The sequence below is a fragment of the Entomomonas moraniae genome (genome assembly GCF_003991975.1).
GTDB classification, from domain to species: domain Bacteria; phylum Pseudomonadota; class Gammaproteobacteria; order Pseudomonadales; family Pseudomonadaceae; genus Entomomonas; species Entomomonas moraniae.
Map to the genome: position 1 here is coordinate 3,249,264 of NZ_CP029822.1, position 17,657 is coordinate 3,266,920.

General features: G+C 38.4%; 18 protein-coding genes. 11 read left to right on the forward strand and 7 right to left on the reverse strand.

Annotated features, from left to right (window positions below; translation table 11 throughout):
• Window positions 1–3: 3 nt before the first annotated feature.
• The 4 genes from DM558_RS15165 (at window position 4) to DM558_RS15180 (ending at window position 4,685) form a co-directional block, all read left to right on the forward strand.
• A complete protein-coding gene (locus DM558_RS15165; protein WP_127164702.1) occupies window positions 4–354 on the forward strand; it encodes an MliC family protein in 351 nt (116 codons plus the stop codon).
• 192 nt (window positions 355–546) lie between these two features.
• Window positions 547–1,824, forward strand: coding sequence for a nucleoside recognition domain-containing protein (locus tag DM558_RS15170; protein WP_127164703.1), 1,278 nt, complete (start codon window positions 547–549; stop codon window positions 1,822–1,824).
• Window positions 1,825–1,856: 32 nt separating this feature from the next.
• Window positions 1,857–2,279: a hypothetical protein gene (locus DM558_RS15175; protein ID WP_109703682.1), complete on the forward strand. Its 423-nt coding sequence runs from the start codon at window positions 1,857–1,859 to the stop codon at window positions 2,277–2,279.
• Window positions 2,280–2,351: 72 nt separating this feature from the next.
• Complete coding sequence (locus tag DM558_RS15180) at window positions 2,352–4,685, forward strand: Tex family protein (RefSeq protein WP_127164704.1); 2,334 nt, start codon at window positions 2,352–2,354, stop codon at window positions 4,683–4,685.
• Window positions 4,686–4,734: 49 nt separating this feature from the next.
• Here the strand turns inward: DM558_RS15180 and DM558_RS15185 are convergent, their stop codons facing one another.
• Window positions 4,735–5,568 carry a dihydrodipicolinate synthase family protein gene (locus DM558_RS15185; protein WP_127164705.1) on the reverse strand — a complete coding sequence of 278 codons (834 nt, stop codon included), beginning with the start codon at window positions 5,566–5,568 and terminating at the stop codon, window positions 4,735–4,737.
• A 129-nt stretch (window positions 5,569–5,697) separates the two neighbouring features.
• Between DM558_RS15185 and tehB the strand changes: the two genes are divergently transcribed.
• Both tehB and DM558_RS15195 read left to right on the forward strand, forming a co-directional pair.
• Complete coding sequence (gene tehB / locus DM558_RS15190; protein ID WP_127164706.1) at window positions 5,698–6,549, forward strand: SAM-dependent methyltransferase TehB; 852 nt, start codon at window positions 5,698–5,700, stop codon at window positions 6,547–6,549.
• Window positions 6,550–6,559: 10 nt separating this feature from the next.
• Window positions 6,560–7,396, forward strand: a complete 837-nt coding sequence (locus DM558_RS15195; protein WP_127164707.1) for a peptidoglycan DD-metalloendopeptidase family protein — start codon at window positions 6,560–6,562, stop codon at window positions 7,394–7,396.
• Here the strand turns inward: DM558_RS15195 and nfuA are convergent.
• The 3 genes from nfuA to DM558_RS15210 form a co-directional block, all read right to left on the reverse strand.
• Complete coding sequence (gene nfuA / locus DM558_RS15200; RefSeq protein WP_127164708.1) at window positions 7,393–7,977, reverse strand: Fe-S biogenesis protein NfuA; 585 nt, start codon at window positions 7,975–7,977, stop codon at window positions 7,393–7,395. The two genes, DM558_RS15195 and nfuA, sit on opposite strands and share 4 nt — an antisense overlap.
• Window positions 7,978–8,059: 82 nt before the next feature.
• Window positions 8,060–8,818 carry a sulfite exporter TauE/SafE family protein gene (locus DM558_RS15205; RefSeq protein WP_127164709.1) on the reverse strand — a complete coding sequence of 253 codons (759 nt, stop codon included), beginning with the start codon at window positions 8,816–8,818 and terminating at the stop codon, window positions 8,060–8,062.
• Window positions 8,819–8,848: 30 nt separating this feature from the next.
• Window positions 8,849–9,703, reverse strand: coding sequence for a sulfurtransferase (locus DM558_RS15210; protein WP_127164710.1), 855 nt, complete (start codon window positions 9,701–9,703; stop codon window positions 8,849–8,851).
• 361 nt (window positions 9,704–10,064) lie between these two features.
• On the opposite strand from DM558_RS15210, the gene glnK reads away from it, so the two are divergent.
• The 3 genes from glnK to DM558_RS15225 all read left to right on the forward strand — a co-directional run bounded on the left by glnK (window position 10,065) and on the right by DM558_RS15225 (window position 12,183).
• On the forward strand, window positions 10,065–10,403 hold the full coding sequence (gene glnK, locus DM558_RS15215; protein ID WP_109703675.1) for a P-II family nitrogen regulator: 339 nt from the start codon (window positions 10,065–10,067) through the stop codon (window positions 10,401–10,403).
• Between the two features lie 68 nt (window positions 10,404–10,471).
• The gene (locus DM558_RS15220; protein ID WP_127164916.1) at window positions 10,472–11,758 is read left to right on the forward strand and encodes an ammonium transporter; all 1,287 of its coding nucleotides are present in this window, start codon (window positions 10,472–10,474) and stop codon (window positions 11,756–11,758) included.
• A gap of 143 nt (window positions 11,759–11,901) precedes the next feature.
• Window positions 11,902–12,183 (forward strand): hypothetical protein, encoded by a 282-nt coding sequence (locus DM558_RS15225; RefSeq protein WP_228411769.1) that lies wholly within the window; start codon window positions 11,902–11,904, stop codon window positions 12,181–12,183.
• A 49-nt stretch (window positions 12,184–12,232) separates the two neighbouring features.
• On the opposite strand, the gene rpiA is transcribed toward DM558_RS15225, so the two are convergent.
• The gene (rpiA, locus tag DM558_RS15230; RefSeq protein ID WP_127164711.1) at window positions 12,233–12,907 is read right to left on the reverse strand and encodes a ribose-5-phosphate isomerase RpiA; all 675 of its coding nucleotides are present in this window, start codon (window positions 12,905–12,907) and stop codon (window positions 12,233–12,235) included.
• A gap of 186 nt (window positions 12,908–13,093) precedes the next feature.
• Between rpiA and DM558_RS15235 the strand changes: the two genes are divergently transcribed.
• Window positions 13,094–13,600 (forward strand): dihydrofolate reductase, encoded by a 507-nt coding sequence (locus DM558_RS15235; RefSeq protein WP_127164712.1) that lies wholly within the window; start codon window positions 13,094–13,096, stop codon window positions 13,598–13,600.
• A gap of 45 nt (window positions 13,601–13,645) precedes the next feature.
• Here DM558_RS15235 and DM558_RS15240 read toward each other — a convergent pair whose 3' ends face one another.
• Both DM558_RS15240 and DM558_RS15245 read right to left on the reverse strand, forming a co-directional pair.
• On the reverse strand, window positions 13,646–14,137 hold the full coding sequence (locus tag DM558_RS15240) for a DUF934 domain-containing protein (protein ID WP_127164713.1): 492 nt from the start codon (window positions 14,135–14,137) through the stop codon (window positions 13,646–13,648).
• Window positions 14,124–15,770: a nitrite/sulfite reductase gene (locus DM558_RS15245; protein WP_127164714.1), complete on the reverse strand. Its 1,647-nt coding sequence runs from the start codon at window positions 15,768–15,770 to the stop codon at window positions 14,124–14,126. Before DM558_RS15245 ends, DM558_RS15240 begins: the two co-directional genes overlap by 14 nt.
• 489 nt (window positions 15,771–16,259) lie before the next feature.
• Here DM558_RS15245 and DM558_RS15250 point away from each other — a divergent pair, with 489 nt between their 5' ends.
• Window positions 16,260–17,648 (forward strand): OprD family porin, encoded by a 1,389-nt coding sequence (locus DM558_RS15250; protein WP_127164715.1) that lies wholly within the window; start codon window positions 16,260–16,262, stop codon window positions 17,646–17,648.
• The last annotated feature ends 9 nt before the right edge of the window (window positions 17,649–17,657 follow it).

Below are 17,657 nucleotides of genomic sequence, written 5' to 3' on the forward strand. Positions count from 1 at the left end.
ATAATGAAATTAACTCAATCAGTCGCCTTTATATTAGGCACTTTAGTATCCGTTTCGGCTTATGCATCAGAAACGATAGTTTATCAATGTGATGATGGGCAACGTATTGAAGCTGCCTATCCCGATACCAATACAGCAATTCTTAATTATCAAAGCCAACTATACCTTTTAAAGGTCGCTATTTCTGCAAGTGGTGCTCGCTATACGGGGGAAGGCTTACAGTGGTGGACGAAAGGTGGTGAAGGAAATATAGCACCTTTGTTAAAAGATGAAAAATATGCCTCTGCTAAAGGCAAAAACTGCTATGCGTTACAACCGACAGCAAAAGAATTAATAAGCTCATCGAGTAAATAATTTTTCAATGAGAGAGTATTATTAATACTCTCTTTCAAAGTGTACAGCATTTTTATCTATCATTTTAATATCACTTAAATGATTAATAAAATAATGAAAGTTTTTAACTTAGCATTACAGCTAAATTAAAACATGCGATAATAACCAGCCTAAATCTTCATCATCTCAAATTTTTCTTTAGAAAGGTATCTAATGCTCAATTATTTGTGGCTAGGTTTTTTTATAATTGCAGCAATCTCAGCCGTTATTCGCTTATTAGGCGGTGATGTTGATGTATTCGCCAACATGGTAACTGGCCTATTTGATATGGCTAAATTATCTGTTGATATCATGATTATTCTCTTTGGAACATTAACACTTTGGATGGGATTGTTAAAGATTGCCGAGCGTTCTGGTCTTGTTGATGTGTTGGCTAAATGTCTAGGTCCATTATTTCAACGTTTAATGCCAGAGGTTCCTAAGGGGCATCCTTCTATTGGCCTAATTACTCTTAACTTCACTGCTAATGCATTAGGTCTAGATAATGCAGCGACACCGATTGGCCTTAAAGCGATGAAGTCTTTGCAAGAGCTAAATCCCAGCAAAACGGTGGCAACTAACGCACAAATTTTATTTTTGGTCTTAAATGCTTCTTCTTTGACATTATTACCCATTAATATTTTTATTTTTAGGGGGCAACAAGGTGCACCAGACCCTACCATGGTCTTTTTACCTATCTTATTAGCTACAAGTGTATCAACCTTGACAGGCTTGCTCAGTGTTGCTTTTATGCAGCGCTTGAAGCTATTAGACCCTGTTGTGCTACTCTGGTTTGCAGGTATTGGCTTTTTTCTTGGGGTATTTGTTTGTATTTCTGTTGGCTTAACTTCAACAAGTTATAACTTGCTCAATTATTTTATTTACTCTTTAGGATTGCAAGGGACTTCTCTCACAACCTTTTCTTCTTTGCTCGGTAATATTACGCTATTTGCTATTATTCTTTTATTCTTAGTTGCGGGGGCTTGTCGAAAAGTTCCTGTTTACGACACTTTTCTTGAAGGGGCAAAAGAAGCTTTTGATGTCGCTAAAAATCTCTTACCTTACTTGGTTGCAATGCTCTGTGCTATAGGGGTATTAAGGGCCTCGGGCGCGTTGGATTATTTTTTAGACCTGATTCGTTACTTTTTCAATTTCTTAGGTACAGATACCCGATTTGTTGACGCATTGCCTACGGCGTTGGTTAAGCCTTTCTCAGGTAACGCAGCACGAGGATTAATGATAGAGACAATGCAACATTACGGCGTTGATAGTTTTCCTGCATTAGCTGCAGCAACGATGCAAGGTAGTACGGAAACTACGTTTTATGTGCTGGCAGTCTATTTCGGCTCTGTGGGTATTCAGCGTGTTCGACATGCTGTTGGCTGTGCATTATTATGTGATATAGCAGGTGTTATCGCATCTATTTTAATCTGCTATTGGTTTTTTGGATAAGGTTATCAGTAATTATAAAGGGAGTAGGAAAATTGAAAAAAATTATTTCTATAACTATTGGACTTTCATTATTCGGTTGCGCGAGCGAAAAGGGTTATCAAGAACACCTAAATAAGTGGCAGGGGGTTGATACTCTCACGCTTATCAGAGATTGGGGAGCCCCAGAGCAAGTTTACAGTTTTGAAGGGCATGACTTTTACGTTTATAGCCGTGAGTCCTACGGAAAGAATCCTCGTTATCCTTATACCTGTCCAGATCTACAAAAAATTGATAAAGATGATAGCGATTTTTTAAAGGACTATAAAAAAGATCAAAATAAAAAAACAATTAATAAGTGTATCGAAGATCGACAAACACAACCGAGAGAAATCTATTATCAATGTAAAACCACGTTTGAAGTTTTTAATGGTAAAGTTATACACTATAAGTTTGAGGGTAATAACTGTGTTAAATAAATTTAATGTTTAACACATTATTTGACTAAGGCCATTTGAAGAGTGGCCTTTTATTTTATATTTTGGAATTTTATGAATAGTATTAATAATCGTATAGCAGAAGAATTATCTTTATTACCCTCTGGGAAAGTAAACGCTAACCAAGTGGCTGCGGCCGTTACACTTTTAGATGAAGGCTCTACAGTGCCTTTTATAGCTCGTTATAGAAAGGAAGTAACAGGGAGTTTAGACGATACGCAATTACGGTTACTCGAAGAGAGATTACGCTACTTAAGAGAACTAGAAGATCGTCGAGCGACTATTCTAAGCAGCATTGAAGAGCAAGGAAAGCTAACACCTGAGCTAAAATCAGAAATAGAAACAGCAGATACTAAAACAAGGCTAGAAGATCTATATTTACCTTATAAGCCTAAGCGTCGTACCAAAGGGCAAATTGCTATTGAGGCAGGGTTAGAGCCATTGGCTGATTTGTTATTCAATGATCCTACTAAAGATCCAGAGAGTGAAGCAACGGCTTTTGTGGACGTTGATAAAGGTGTTGCAGACACTAAGGCTGCATTAGATGGTGCGAAGTATATTTTGATGGAGCGTTTTTCTGAAGATGCAAATTTATTAGAAAAGCTTCGCCATTTTATGAAGCAAGAAGGTGTATTAGCTTCGCGCGTCGTTGAGGGTAAAGAGCAGGAAGGGGCTAAATTTAGCGATTATTTTGAATACAATGAGCCATTAAAAACAGTACCTTCACACCGTGCATTGGCTATTTTCCGCGGTCGTAATGAAAGCATTTTGACTGCTTCTTTAGTGGTGGGGGATGAAGAGACTAAAAGTCACCCTTGCGAGTCTATTATTGCTGACTGGTTTAATGTTCATGATAGTGGGCGCCCCGCTGATAAATGGTTGGCAGAGACTGTACGTTGGACATGGAAAGTAAAACTTTATAATCATATTGAAACAGACCTTTTAAGTGAGCTAAGAGAAAAAGCCGAAGATGAAGCCATCAGTGTGTTTGCTCGTAACTTACATGATTTATTATTAGCAGCTCCTGCAGGGCCAAGGGCAACTTTAGGGTTAGACCCTGGTTTAAGAACAGGAGTAAAGGTGGCTGTGGTTGATGCCACAGGCAAGTTGTTGGTAACCGATACTATTTATCCTCATGCTCCACGTAATGATTGGGATAGAAGCATTGACACTTTAGCCAAGTTATGTGCTAAGCACCATGTTGATTTAGTTGCTTTTGGCAATGGAACAGCGAGCCGTGAGACTGATAAATTAGTCATTGAGTTGATTAAAAAAAATCCAGAATTAAAAATGACCAAAATCATGGTCAGTGAGGCGGGTGCTTCAGTTTACTCAGCCTCTGAATTGGCCGCTAAAGAATTCCCTGATTTAGATGTGTCATTACGTGGTGCCGTCTCGATCGCCCGTCGTTTACAAGATCCTTTAGCGGAACTTGTGAAAATTGATCCTAAATCTATCGGGGTCGGCCAATATCAACATGATGTATCGCAACTTAAATTAGCACGCTCATTAGATGCTGTCGTTGAGGACTGTGTGAATGCTGTTGGTGTAGATGTAAATACCGCATCATCTGCTTTGTTGGCGCGTATTTCAGGTTTAAATGGCACCATTGCACAAAATATTGTGAATTATCGCGATAGCAATGGCGCATTTAAAACCCGCAATGAACTTAAGAAAGTCAGTCGTTTAGGAGAAAAAACCTTTGAACAAGCGGCAGGTTTTTTAAGAATTATGCAAGGGGATAACCCATTAGATGCCTCAGCTGTTCACCCAGAAGCTTACCCTGTGGTTGAGCGTATTGCGACTCAGGCTACAAAAGATATTCGCTCATTGATTGGTGACTCAACGTTTCTAAAACAATTGGATCCGAGTAAATTTACTGATGAAACCTTTGGTTTACCGACGGTTATTGATATTTTAAAAGAGTTGGATAAACCAGGCCGTGACCCGCGCCCAGAATTTAAAACAGCAGAATTTCAAGAGGGGGTAGAAACATTAAAGGATCTCAAACTGGGGATGATCCTCGAAGGAGTGGTCACCAATGTTACTAACTTCGGCGCATTTGTGGATGTCGGTGTTCATCAAGATGGCCTAGTGCACATTAGTGCCTTGTCTGAAACTTTTGTGAAAGACCCTCATCAAGTTGTAAAGGCAGGTGATATTGTTAAAGTCAAAGTGATGGAGGTTGATATTCCCCGTAATCGTGTTGGCCTTTCAATGCGCTTAGGAGATACTCCGGGTGAAAAGATAGAAGGGGTTGCTCGTTCTAATCATAAAGCTGGTGCTAAACGCCCTACTCAGCAACAAACACCTAAAAGTAGCGCACCACCAGCTAATAACGCGATGGCAGCGTTGTTTGCTAATGCAAAACAAATAAAGAAGAAATAATTTAAGAAAAGTATGATTAGCTGTTTTGGGAGCTAATCATACGTCGATATTAAACCATCCCTAACGGTGAACGACAAATACCCATATTAATATGGGTCTGTTGGATAATGAGTTGTTTAATTGTTTGGATGGTTGATTCAGTGTAAACAGTGGCAAGCAGTTGTTGGATTTTTTCTTCTTGCTGTGCTGTTTCTTGATGAATACATAGTTGATTAAAGTATTCGCCTATCTCTAGAGGGTATATATTGCCAGCAATGGATGATAATCGGTTAAAGCCTGCATTTAACTTTTCTTTTAGCTGTGTTTCTCCACCACAGTAAATATCAATAGGGCGCGTTATCTGTTTTAATATTACGGTTGCTTTGTCAATCGCACCTGCTTCCTTAATACCTGTCACATTAGGATTTTTGGCCAATACAATAAATGAATCCGTTAATAAATCAAACCCTGTTCGCTTTGGATTGTTGTATAAAATAATATTTTTGTTGCCTAAACGTTCGATGATTGATGAAGCATAAGCAATGGCTTCTTTTTGAGAAGGTAATAAGTAAGGAGGAAAACCAATTAAGACCGCTTTTACCCTTAGGCTATTGTTAAGTTGTTCTGCTAACTGATTGGCTTCTTTTAAGCGAATGCATGCAAGACCAAAAAAAATTTCAAGATCTTGAGGGAGCGAGGCGTTTTCTATCGCTGTTAAAAGCGTTAGTTTTTCATTTAATGAAAGGCTATGTTGCTCTCCGGTTGAACCACAAACAAGCACTGCTCTGATACCTTTTTGATACAAGTTAATGATGTGCTCTAGCGTTTGCTCTGTATTTAATGTTTCATCTAAATAAAAGGCGGTGGGTACAGCAATGTGGTAGTTTTGATAGAGCGGCATCATGGCGGACTGCTTCCCTTAAGAACATGTTATGGCATGTATTGTTTAATCTGTCGTAAAAATAAATGATATCTTGTTATAGAATGACCTACAATAGTCATCAATTATTCACTTAATGATCTAGGAAAAGCCATGGAAAACTTAGTTTGTTATAAAGAGATGCCGATTTGGACAAAAGCGACTGTTCCGCAAGGTTTTAAAGAGCAACACAATACAAAAGAAGGAACATGGGCAAAATTAACGGTTTTAAGCGGTGAGCTAACTTTTGCAATACTTGATGAAGCAGGTAATACAACAGAACAGTTTTGTTTTTCTAAAAAAAATCAGCCTCCTTTTATTGAACCGCAGCAATGGCATAAGATTATTGATTGCTCTGATGATTTGGAGTGCCAATTGGCATTTTATTGTTTACCCGAAGATTATGTACATAAAAAATATGATTTAACGAAAACACATTCAGAAGTGCTTGAAGCAATGTCTGTTGTAAAACCTTGCAAAGCCTTAGATTTGGGCTGTGGTGGTGGTAGAAACTCACTATTTTTAAATTTATTAGGGTTTGATGTTACTGCTGTAGATGAAAATATTGAGCGATTAGCAACAGTTGTTAATGAAGAGCAATTGCCAATAACGGTTAAACAATACGACATTAACAGTGCAGCAATTCAAGCTGATTATGGCTTTATTTTCTCTACTGTTGTTTTCATGTTTTTAGAGCGAAATCGTATTCCTGATATTATTGCCAATATGCAGGCGCACACGGTATCGGGTGGCTATAATCTTATTGTATCAGCCATGTCGACGGAAGATTTTCCTTGTCCTATCGATTTTTCATTTACATTTAAAGAGAATGAGCTAAAAGAATATTATAAAGAATGGGATATTGTGAAATACAATGAAAATGTGGGCGAGTTACACCGCCTTGATGAAAATGGTAATCGGATTAAATTACGTTTTGTAACGCTATTAGCACGCAAAAAGGTGTAGTGGTTATTGTATGATAAAACGGTTTATTATTTGTTGTTTATTGTTTGTATCCAGTGTTTGCCATGCACAGGGTTTTATTACCCGTTTGTTAAATAAGCCTGTACAGGGTGGTGTTGCTGTGGTTGCTCTTGAGCGAGAGCAGGCAAAGCCTAGCGTTTATTATCAAGGTAATCCAGTCTTGGTATTACATGAGGAAGGGCAACGCTGGATAGCCGTTGTCGGTATTCCACTGACAGTAAAAGCGGGTACTCAATCTTTAACGGTAGAGGGTGCTTCAGGTAAATACTCTGTAAATTTTGAAGTAGGGCATAAGGCTTACCGTGAACAGCGAATTACTTTGAAAAATAATCGGCAAGTTAATCCTAATAAAAGTGATCAGACGCGTATTACGAAAGAGTTAAATGAGCAAATTGCGGGTTATAAGCAGTTCTCTGATCGTATTCCAAGTAATGTCTTATTCGATTTACCTGTACAGGGGCGTTTATCTAGCCCGTTTGGTTTACGGCGGTTTTTTAATAATCAAGAGCGCAATCCTCACTCGGGATTGGATTTGGCGGTACCCAAAGGAACACCTGTGAAAGCACCGGCCGATGGCGAGATTATTTTAGTGGGTGATTATTTCTTTAATGGCAAAACTGTTTTTATCGATCATGGTCAAGGGTTAATCAGTATGTTTTGCCATTTATCTGCAATTGATGTGAAAGTAGGTCAACAAGTAAAACGGGGTGAGGTAGTTGCTAAGGTAGGGGCTACTGGTAGAGCAACAGGCCCACATTTACATTGGAATGTGAGCCTTAATAATGCACGGGTTGACCCTGCTATTTTTATTGGTAAATTTCAACCTTAGTAGTAGGCGTTTTCTTTATTGGTATGGTCAGTCACATCGCGTACTTCAGTTAGTTCTGGGATACGCTCAAGCAAGGTTTTTTCAACACCATCTTTTAAAGTGGTGTCAACCATGCCGCAGCCTTGGCAACCACCGCCAAATTGTAGTACAGCAACTGTTCCATCAACGATATCGATTAGGCTGATATGTCCACCATGGCTTGCTAAACCTGGATTAATTTCGGTTTGTAGATAATACTCAACCCGTTGGTTTAAAGGGCTATCTTCATCAATCATCGGAACTTTTGAATTGGGGGCTTTGATCGTGAGTTGTCCACCCATGCGATCTTCAGCAAAATCAATCACTGCATCTTCTAAGAAAGGCTCACTCACTGAGTCAATCCACGCTGTAAACTTAGCGAGCCCAAGTACTCTGTCGGTAGGATCTTCTTCACCCGGTCTACAATAAGAAATACACGTTTCTGCTTGTGGGGTACCCGGCTGGGTAATAAAAACACGAATACCCACGTCTTTATGGTCTTGTTTAGCCAGTAAGCTAGCCAAGTAATCTTGAGCTGCTTCGGTGATAATAATAGCTGTCATAATTACTCCTAAATGATTGGTGCTTAGTTTACGACACTCGTTAGTTTTTATAAAGACTTAGTAATTCAGTCGGAATAATTTGTTACTTAATTAATAATAAAACTCCGCAAATAATTAAAAAACAGCTAAATAAAAACTTTAATACTTTCTGTGGTAAAGCGTATGCTAATTTTACTCCCCAGCCAACGGTTGTTAATCCCCCTAGTGCCAATGGAATGCCAATAGTCCAATTTACTTGACCATGCAATACATACATAAATAGAGAAGCTAATAAACTAGGGAGTGCTAAGCATAGCGCAAGGCTTTGTGCAATAAGTTGTGATAAGCCGAAAACGAGGGTAAGAAATGGTGTAGCTAATACACCACCACCCACCACAAAAAAACCTCCTAAGAAACCACAGCAACCCCCTAAGATAACGAACCATATTAAACTGTAAGTTGTTTCTTTTGCACCTAGAGAACCTTTTTTGCGAAATAATAGGTTGATAATGGAGTAAACGGCTAAACAGAATAAAAAGATAGCGAATATTTTTTGTAAACTTTCAGACTTCAGGGTAAGAGCAATATAAGCACCAATAAAAGCGAGAAAGAAACTGGGCGTACTAAGAGAAAGAGCATAAGATAAGTTGATTTTGTCACGTTTATGGTAGCTACGCAGTGAGAATATGACATTAGGAACGACCATTATCAAAGCGGTACCTTGTGCCATTTGTTGATCAAAGCCAAAAAATAGAACGAGCAAAGGAATAGCCAGTAATCCGCCACCAATACCAAATACTCCACCTAAAAAGCCGACACAGGCACCCAGCAAAAAGTCGAGTATAAAGTTTAATGGTGTCATCTTGTTATTCCTTATTATTTTTATGAAAACTTAATTACCTGTTGCAATTGGGTGTGATGGGTCTGTAATCCATTCGCTCCAAGAACCTGCATAAAGTGGGGCGAGGGGATACCCTGCAAGGCACATTGCAAATAGATTATGACAAGCAGAAACACCCGAGCCACAATAAGCAATCAGTTTTTCGATGGGTTTGTCTTGGATGAGTGTTTGAAAGCGTTCTCTTAGTTCTTTAGTGGGTAAAAAATGCCCCGTATCATCTAAGTTTTCTGCAAAGTTAGCGCATGTTGCCCCAGGGATGTGCCCTGCAATAGGGTCCATCGGTTCGACCTCACCTCGAAAGCGAGGAAGTGCTCTTGCATCAAGTAGCGTAAGCTGTTCGTCATTAAGTTTGGTTACTAACGTTTTTGCATCAATCAATAAGTTCGCGTCAGGTTGCCCCGTAAAGTTGCCAGCGGATGTCATTGTCTCTTTATTGGTCACTGGAAGGTTATCGGCTTGCCATGCTTTAAATCCGCCGTCCAATAGATAAACGTTATCGCGTTTCCCAAGCCATACGAGTGTCCACCACATTTTAGTGGCAAAAGGTGTGGCGCCATCGTCATAGATGATGACGCGGCTATTATTATTTAATCCGAGCGCTGCCAGTTTGGCTATTAATTTGTCTGTGTTTGGGAGAGGATGTCGACTAGTTTTTCCTTTAATTACATGGCTTGAAAGGTCAAGGTCAAGGTCTATAAAAATAGCATTTTCTATATGAGATTCTTGATAAGCTTGTTTTCCATAATGAGGATTATCAAGAGAAAATCGACAATCAAAAATAATTAAGTTCTTGTCATTTAATTGTTTGGATAGTTCTTTACAACTGATAACTTGTGCAAGTGCCATGGAATCTCCCCTTATTATTTGTATTAGGCTGTGTTGCCATTAATGATAGTACAAGTCGCTGTAGATAGATACTTTCTAAGACCTTAAATTTACTCAGTATGCACCAATATGAAGAGCACCCCGTTTACATTTTGCACCAATAAGAATCATGAGAAAATGAGTAAAAAATATATTTATAATAAAATCAATTAACTATAAATTTTCACCATTTTTTTATTTTGGCAAGGTTTCTGCAATATATTCATGAACAGCTCTATTTCAATATAGTTTACAAATTTTAAGCACGAAATGAAATATATAGGCTAAACTGTACAGCGGGGATTCTCTCCTGTACTGATTATTTTGTAAAAGGAGAGTTTTAATGAAACTAGTAACGGCAATTATTAAGCCTTTCAAATTAGATGATGTAAGAGAGTCACTCTCTGAGATTGGTGTGCAAGGTATTACTGTAACTGAGGTAAAAGGCTTTGGACGTCAGAAAGGGCATACAGAGCTTTATCGTGGTGCAGAATATGTCGTTGATTTTTTACCTAAAGTAAAGATTGAAATAGGTATTGCTGATGAACAGCTTGATGCTGTAATTGAGGCCATTAGTAAAGCTGCCAATACGGGCAAAATTGGTGATGGTAAAATTTTTGTGACCGCTTTAGAACAAGCCATTCGTATTAGAACTGGCGAAACAAATAATGATGCGATCTAAATAATTATCAGTGTAGGAGAATCCCCATGTTATCACTACGTAAGCTATTGGTAGCGGCATTTTTATTGATGCTTGTTACACCCTTTTCTTTTGCTCAAGAAGTGTCTAAGTTAGACAGTGGCGATACAGCTTGGATGCTCATTTCGACAGTGCTTGTGCTCTTTATGACCATTCCGGGACTTGTTCTTTTTTATGGCGGGATGGTACGCTCAAAAAATATTTTATCTATTGCTATGCAATGCTTTGCTATTACCGGGCTAGTGACCATTTTGTGGTTTGTTTACGGCTATAGTTTGGCCTTTAGTACCACAGGAATGTCTGAGGGGGTTATTAATTTACATTCCTTTATTGGCAATGTAGACAACTTATTTTTGAATCAATTAACGCGTGACAGTTTAACAGGAACTTACCCTGAGACCGTTTGGATTATTTTTCAGCTCACCTTTGCTATTCTAGCACCAGCACTTATTGTCGGTGCTTTTGCTGAGCGTATGAAGTTTTCTTCAATGCTTGTGTTTATGGGTGTTTGGTTCACCTTAGTGTATATTCCTATTGCTCATATGGTTTGGGGAGGCGAGAGTGCACTCATGCATAGTTGGGGAGTATTAGATTTTGCTGGGGGAACGGTTGTCCATATCAATTCAGGTGTTGCTGGGTTGGTTGCTTGTTTGATGTTAGGTAAACGTAAAGGCTACCCCTCTCAATCTATGGCTCCTCACAATTTACCCTTTACTCTTGTTGGTACCGCCATGTTGTGGGTGGGATGGTTTGGCTTTAATGCAGGGTCAGCTGGTGCGGCCAACGGTTCGGCTGGTATGGCAATGTTAGTTACCCAAATGGCTACAGCGGCAGCGGCTTTATCATGGATGTTTTGTGAGTGGATGACGCATGGTAAGCCAAGTGCATTGGGTATCGCTTCGGGGGCTGTTGCAGGCTTAGTTGCAGTGACTCCTGCAGCAGGGAGCTGTGGTCCTGCGGGAGCTTTAGTTATTGGTCTTATTTCAGGTATTATCTGTTTCTTTTCAGCTACAACATTAAAACATAAGCTTGGTTATGATGACTCGTTAGATGCATTTGGTATTCATGGTGTGGGTGGTATTGTCGGTGCTATTTTAACAGGTCTTTTTGCTGCACCGTTCTTAGGTGGTGCAGGGCTAAGCGATAAAGTAACGGGTGTGTTTGACCAAGTATGGGTACAAGTCTTAAGTGTATTGTTAACGATTGCTTACACGGCTATTGCAACCTTTATTATTTTGTTTGTTATTAATAAAGTAATGGGGCTACGTGTTTCAGAAGAAAGTGAGCTAATTGGGTTGGATCTTTCTTGCCATGAAGAGCGTGCTTATAATTTCTAACGTATTAAATATAGATAAGGAAATACCCGATAGTTTATTGGGTATTTCTTTATACGATAGAATAATAAATTGTTATTGAAATACTCTAAATAGCTTTATATCATTAGCGTTTTATACATGTTACATATGCCATTGGAGCCTTTATGATTGATGATGAAGATTTAGAACAAGAAGAATTAGATGATGCAGAAGATCAGGAGGATGTAACTGCTTATAATGGTCCAGATAGAGATGAACCAGAAGATGTAAATGAGTTAGATGAACTACCTAAAGAAGGTAAAAAAATAAGTAAGCCTTCTCTTGACGAGGAAGAGTTGCCTAATATTGAGGCAAAACAAAAAGATCGTGATGCTTTAGAGCTTGCGATGAAAGAGTTTCTTGCGAAGGGAGGTAAGATCGAAACGTTAGAGTCATCCAATGACTAACGTGAATGTTGAGTTGCGTTAAGAAAAAACGCAACTCAAGCTATCTCTGTTACTGAGTTAACAACTCAATACCTTTCTCTTTTTTTGCTAAGAACACTAAATCAGCACGTCTTTTAGCAAAAAGACCATTACATACAACACCTGTAATATTATTTATCTTTTCTTCTAATGCGTGTGGATTTGTAATAGATAAATGGTGAATATCAAGAATAATATTACCATTATCTGTGACAAACCCTTCTCGATAAATAGGGTCACCACCAAGTTTAACAATTTCTCTCGCAACATAGCTACGCGCCATAGGAATGACTTCAACAGGGAGAGGAAAATTGCCTAAACCACTGACCATCTTGCTTTCATCGGCAATACAAATGAAGGTTTTAGCCACAGCAGCGATAATCTTTTCACGGGTTAGAGCACCGCCACCCCCTTTAATCAATTCAAGGTACTTGTTGAGTTCATCAGCACCATCAATATAGAAGTCCATTTCAGAAACACTGTTTAGGTCGTAAACTGGAATACCATGCTTTTTTAAGCGAGTAGCGGTTGCTTCAGAGCTTGCAACAGCACCGTCAAAATCCATTCGGTATTCTGCTAGTAAATCTATAAAGTAGTTAATGGTTGAACCGGTACCAATACCAATCACCATTTTGCCATCAAGTTTTTGTAATAAGTATGTGAGGGCAGCTTTTGCTGCAGCATGCTTTAATTCATCTTGTGTCATGGGAGTTTTCCAATCTATGAGATTTTTAATATAGTATAACAGATATTATTTAGTTTATTGCGCGGTAAGAAGTTAATAATAAGTATATAGGAAATAGCCAATTTGCTAAATAACAAATTATTTAGGGTAAAAAGATGATGTGATTGTTATACTAAGTGTAAAATTTAGTCATGAGTTAAATCGTTAATGTTACCTTTATCAATTATTGTCGCGCTAGGTGATAACCATGTTATTGGTTGTAATAACCAACTCCCTTGGCATTTGCCTGCTGATTTAAAGCATTTTAAGGCATTAACAACCGGTAAACCTGTGGTCATGGGGCGAAAAACTTGGGAATCTTTAGGGCGCCCTTTACCAAACCGCTTAAATATTGTTGTTACACATCAAGCTGATTTCTCAGCCACGGGGGCAGAAGTTTTTTTATGTTTAGAGGCCGCCTTACAAAGGGCAAATGATTGGGCGATAGCGCAACAACAGCAAGAGATTATGTTAATTGGTGGTGCTCAACTTTACAAACATGCCATGGCTGAGGCATTAGTAGATAACCTATATATCACACGGGTGCATTTATCACCTGAGGGCGATGCATGGTTTCCTGAATGGGATACTTCTGTTTGGGTTAAAACGAGTTCGCAAGACTTTCCTGCAGAAGACGGTAAGCCAAGTTATACAATTGAAACGTGGGAAAAATAGACAAAGTAGATTTATATAAGGCTATTTAAATAGCCTTATATATTTTTAGCGGCGTTTAAATAAAGGAAGTGGTTGTACTACAGCTGCTTGGTAGGTTTCGCTAAAGTCATTTAAACCAAGAAGTGCATTGTTAATATCTTTCCCTTGTTTGATCACGAAAGAGTTAAAACCACAGCGGTGCATAGCAAATAACTGATCTTTTAATACATCACCAATTGCCCTGATTTCACCTTGATAGTGGTAACGCTCACGTAGAATACGTGCACTAGAGTAGTGCCGACCATCAGTAAAGCTAGGAAATTCTAGTGCGATCAGCGGAATTGCTGTCACGTTTTTAGCAATGCTTTCTATTTCCTCCGCAGAGTTAAGCCATACCCCCGTTTTTTCTTGGCGATTTTCTAATTGGCTTTTATTTTCTAGCCATAGAGATAAAGGCAAAATAACATTGTCTTGCGCAGAAATATCGTCAAGAGTAGTTTCTATTGACAATAGTTGCCAGTTATCATTAACGACCTGAGCATCTTTAATTATTTGCATAAACATGCTCCTTAAAAGGTTCCATTCCCATGCGTTGATATGTATCGATAAAGCGCTCATCAGCATGACGGTTGTTCAAATAGAATTGAATAATCTTTTCTATCACGTCGGCTACGTCTTCTTGTGCAAAGGAAGGGCCTAATACATTTCCTAACACTGTATGATAGCCTGTATTGCCCCCTAAGGACACTTGATAGAACTCTTCTCCTTTTTTATCAACTCCAAGTATTCCAATGTGACCAATATGGTGATGTGAACAGGCATTCATACAGCCTGAGATATTAAGGTCTAGCTCACCAATATCAAATAAATAATCTAAGTCATCAAAGCGGCGTTGTATAGACTCTGCTACAGGTATTGATTTGGCATTAGCCAAAGAACAGAAGTCGCCACCAGGGCAAGATATAATATTGGTTAATAAGCCAATATTAGGTGTTGCAAAGTTTAGTTCTTTGAGCTTTTGCCATAGCTCAAAAAGCTTTGCTTGTTCAATATCAGCCAGTACCATATTCTGTTGGTGAGTTGTTCTTACTTCCCCAAAGCTGTATTGGTCAGCTAAATCGGCCACTGCATCAAGTTGTTTGTCACTGATGTCGCCGGGCGGTGTAGCCGTGGCCTTTAAAGAGAGTGTGACGGCTACGTAACCAGGTTGCTTATGTGCTTGGGTGTTTTGTTTGCGCCAACGGGCAAATCCTGGATATTGTTGCTCTATGTCTGAAAAATCAATATCGGTTAGTTGTTTATAGTTGGGAGCTATAAAATTAGCGTGAATACGGTTGACCTCTGTCTCTGTTAAGGTCATTGGGCCATTTTTAGAGTGAACCCATTCATCAGCAACTTTCTTTGCGAACACTTCGGGTGTTAATGCTTTAACTAAAATTTTAATACGTGCTTTGTATTTATTATCTCGGCGGCCATAGCGATTATAGACACGAATAATAGCTTCTAGGTAGGTTAATAGATGTTGCCAAGGCAAAAACTCATTAATTAATGAACCGATAATAGGTGTACGGCCTAGCCCACCGCCTACGTAAACTTTAAAGCCAAGTTCATTATTTTGGCGGACGACTTCAAGGCCTATATCATGAACCTCGATGATGGCACGGTCCTGTTTTGCACCATTAACCGCAATTTTAAACTTACGTGGTAGGTGGTGAAACTCTGGGTGAAGTGTCGACCATTGGCGAATAATTTCACACCAAGGGCGAGGGTCTATCGCCTCGTCACGAGTAACCCCTGCAAATTGATCTGTTGTTGTATTACGGATACAGTTGCCGCTGGTTTGGATCGCGTGCATTTGTACAGTCGCTAATTCGGCTAGAATATCTGGTATAGATTCGAGTTCACACCAATTAAACTGAATGTTCTGTCTTGTTGAAACATGTGCATAACCTTTATCATAATTACGTGCAATATTTGCTAATTTACGCAATTGTTTTGATGATAAAAGCCCATACGGAACTGCTATACGTAGCATAGGTGCATAGCGTTGAATATAGACGCCATTTTGTAAACGCAGTGGTCTATACTCATCCTCAGTAAGTTCTCCTGCTAAATAGCGATTTGTTTGATCGCGAAATTGTTTTACACGGTCATCTACAATTTTTTGATCATATTTATCATAAGTATACATTTAAAGTCCAATAAAAGCTGAGCAACGGTTTGACTCTGGCTAATAATGATTGCAGAAGCCTATTTAAAAAAATTATTGTTTATGTAAAGACAAGATATCAGTTTCTGATTATGCTTAAAAGTTCTATTTATTCATAAAGAAATAGCTTTATGGAATAAAAAATAATAATTTCTCCGTCTATTTAAAAGTTTTTATACATTTAGTCCAGTATTATGTGTGAAAAAAGATCAATTATTAACGTACGATGAGAAAAAGTATAAAAAAATTGACTTGTACCCATTAGAAGCTGGTCAGTCTATACTAAAATAAGTAATATACTGTAATAAATTGAATAGAGGTTAGGGGGGAATTTAACTTTGACATATTAATGTTTCCAATAATATTAATATGATATCTCATACATAGGTATGAGAGCGTTAAAGAAATGTTACAAAAGTGTATTATACTATAACTACATATGTGCCAAGCCAACACTTAGGATATCGATTTATGAGAAAATTGCTGATATTAACTGCCACTTGTACCTCAACGCTTTGCCTACCCTTTAATGCTACTGCTCAAGAACATGGGTTCTTAGAAGATAGTAAACTAACTATTACAGCCAAAAATTATTATATTAATACTGATAATAGAGAGCATCAAAATAGCTCTGGACAATTGCGGGAGTGGGGGCAAGGATTTATTTTTGATTATAAATCAGGTTTTACTCAAGGCACAGTAGGGTTTGGTGTTGATGCTATAGGGATGATAGGTTATCGTTTAGATTCTGGTGGTCGTTCAGGAAAAGCAGGTATTGACCGTAACCCAGGAACATTATTCCCATTAAAGCGTAATGGTAAAGCTGAGAGTAGCTTTGGTAGCTTTGGTGCGGCAGCTAAAGTTCGTGTCTCAAAAACAGAAGCAAAGTATGGTACTTTCATTCCTAATATGCCAGTGATTGTTGCGAATAATGGTCGTTTACTACCTCAAACATTTGATGGTGGAATGATTACTTCAAACGAATTTAAAGACTTTACGTTTTTAGGTGGTAAGTTAGAGCATGCTAAAGGCCGTGCTTCAACTAATCAGCAATCATTATCAGTTTCCGGTGCAGGAAAGGGCGTAGCATCAAATAAGTTTTATTTTGGTGGTGTTGAATACACCCCTTCAGTTGTTAAAGATTTAAAATTGAGTTATTACTATGGTGGTTTGAAAGAGTTTTACAATCAACATTTCTTAGGATTAAACCACAAACTTGCTTTACCTGTTGGGTCATTAACTACTGATGTACGTTATTTTTATAGTGATTCAAATGGTAAGAATGGTAAAGCTTCTGGCCGTGCAGAAGGTTATCGTATTAAAGGCTATAATAATAAGGGTGAAGTGGATAACCAAACATGGAGTTTAGCTTTAACCTATAAACTAGATGGGCACAGTTTGACAGCTGGTTATCAAAGTCTTTCTGGTAATAGCCAGCTTCCTTACTTAGATCAAGGATCTGCTTGGTCGGGTGCGGGTGGTTCTACTGCCTATGTTTGGACTGATAGCCTTGTTGGAAAGTTTGTTAATGCGGGTGAGCGTACTTGGTTTGCTCAGTATGCATTTAATTTTGCTGATATTGGTGTTCCTGGATTGACAGCTAGTATTAAGTATTTGAAAGGTAGCAATCTTCATAAAGTTAATAGCAGCAGTATTACACCGATTAACAGTAAAAGAACAACTGAGTGGGAACGTGATATTCAGTTAGCTTATAAAATCCAATCAGGTCCTTTAAAGAACTTAGAATTTGCATGGAAAAATGGTATGTTCCGTTCTGGGGCTGATAACAATATGGATGATAATCGTTTAATCGCAACTTATACTATTGATTTTGATTTAGGTAAATATCTTAAACCATAGAGTCATCAC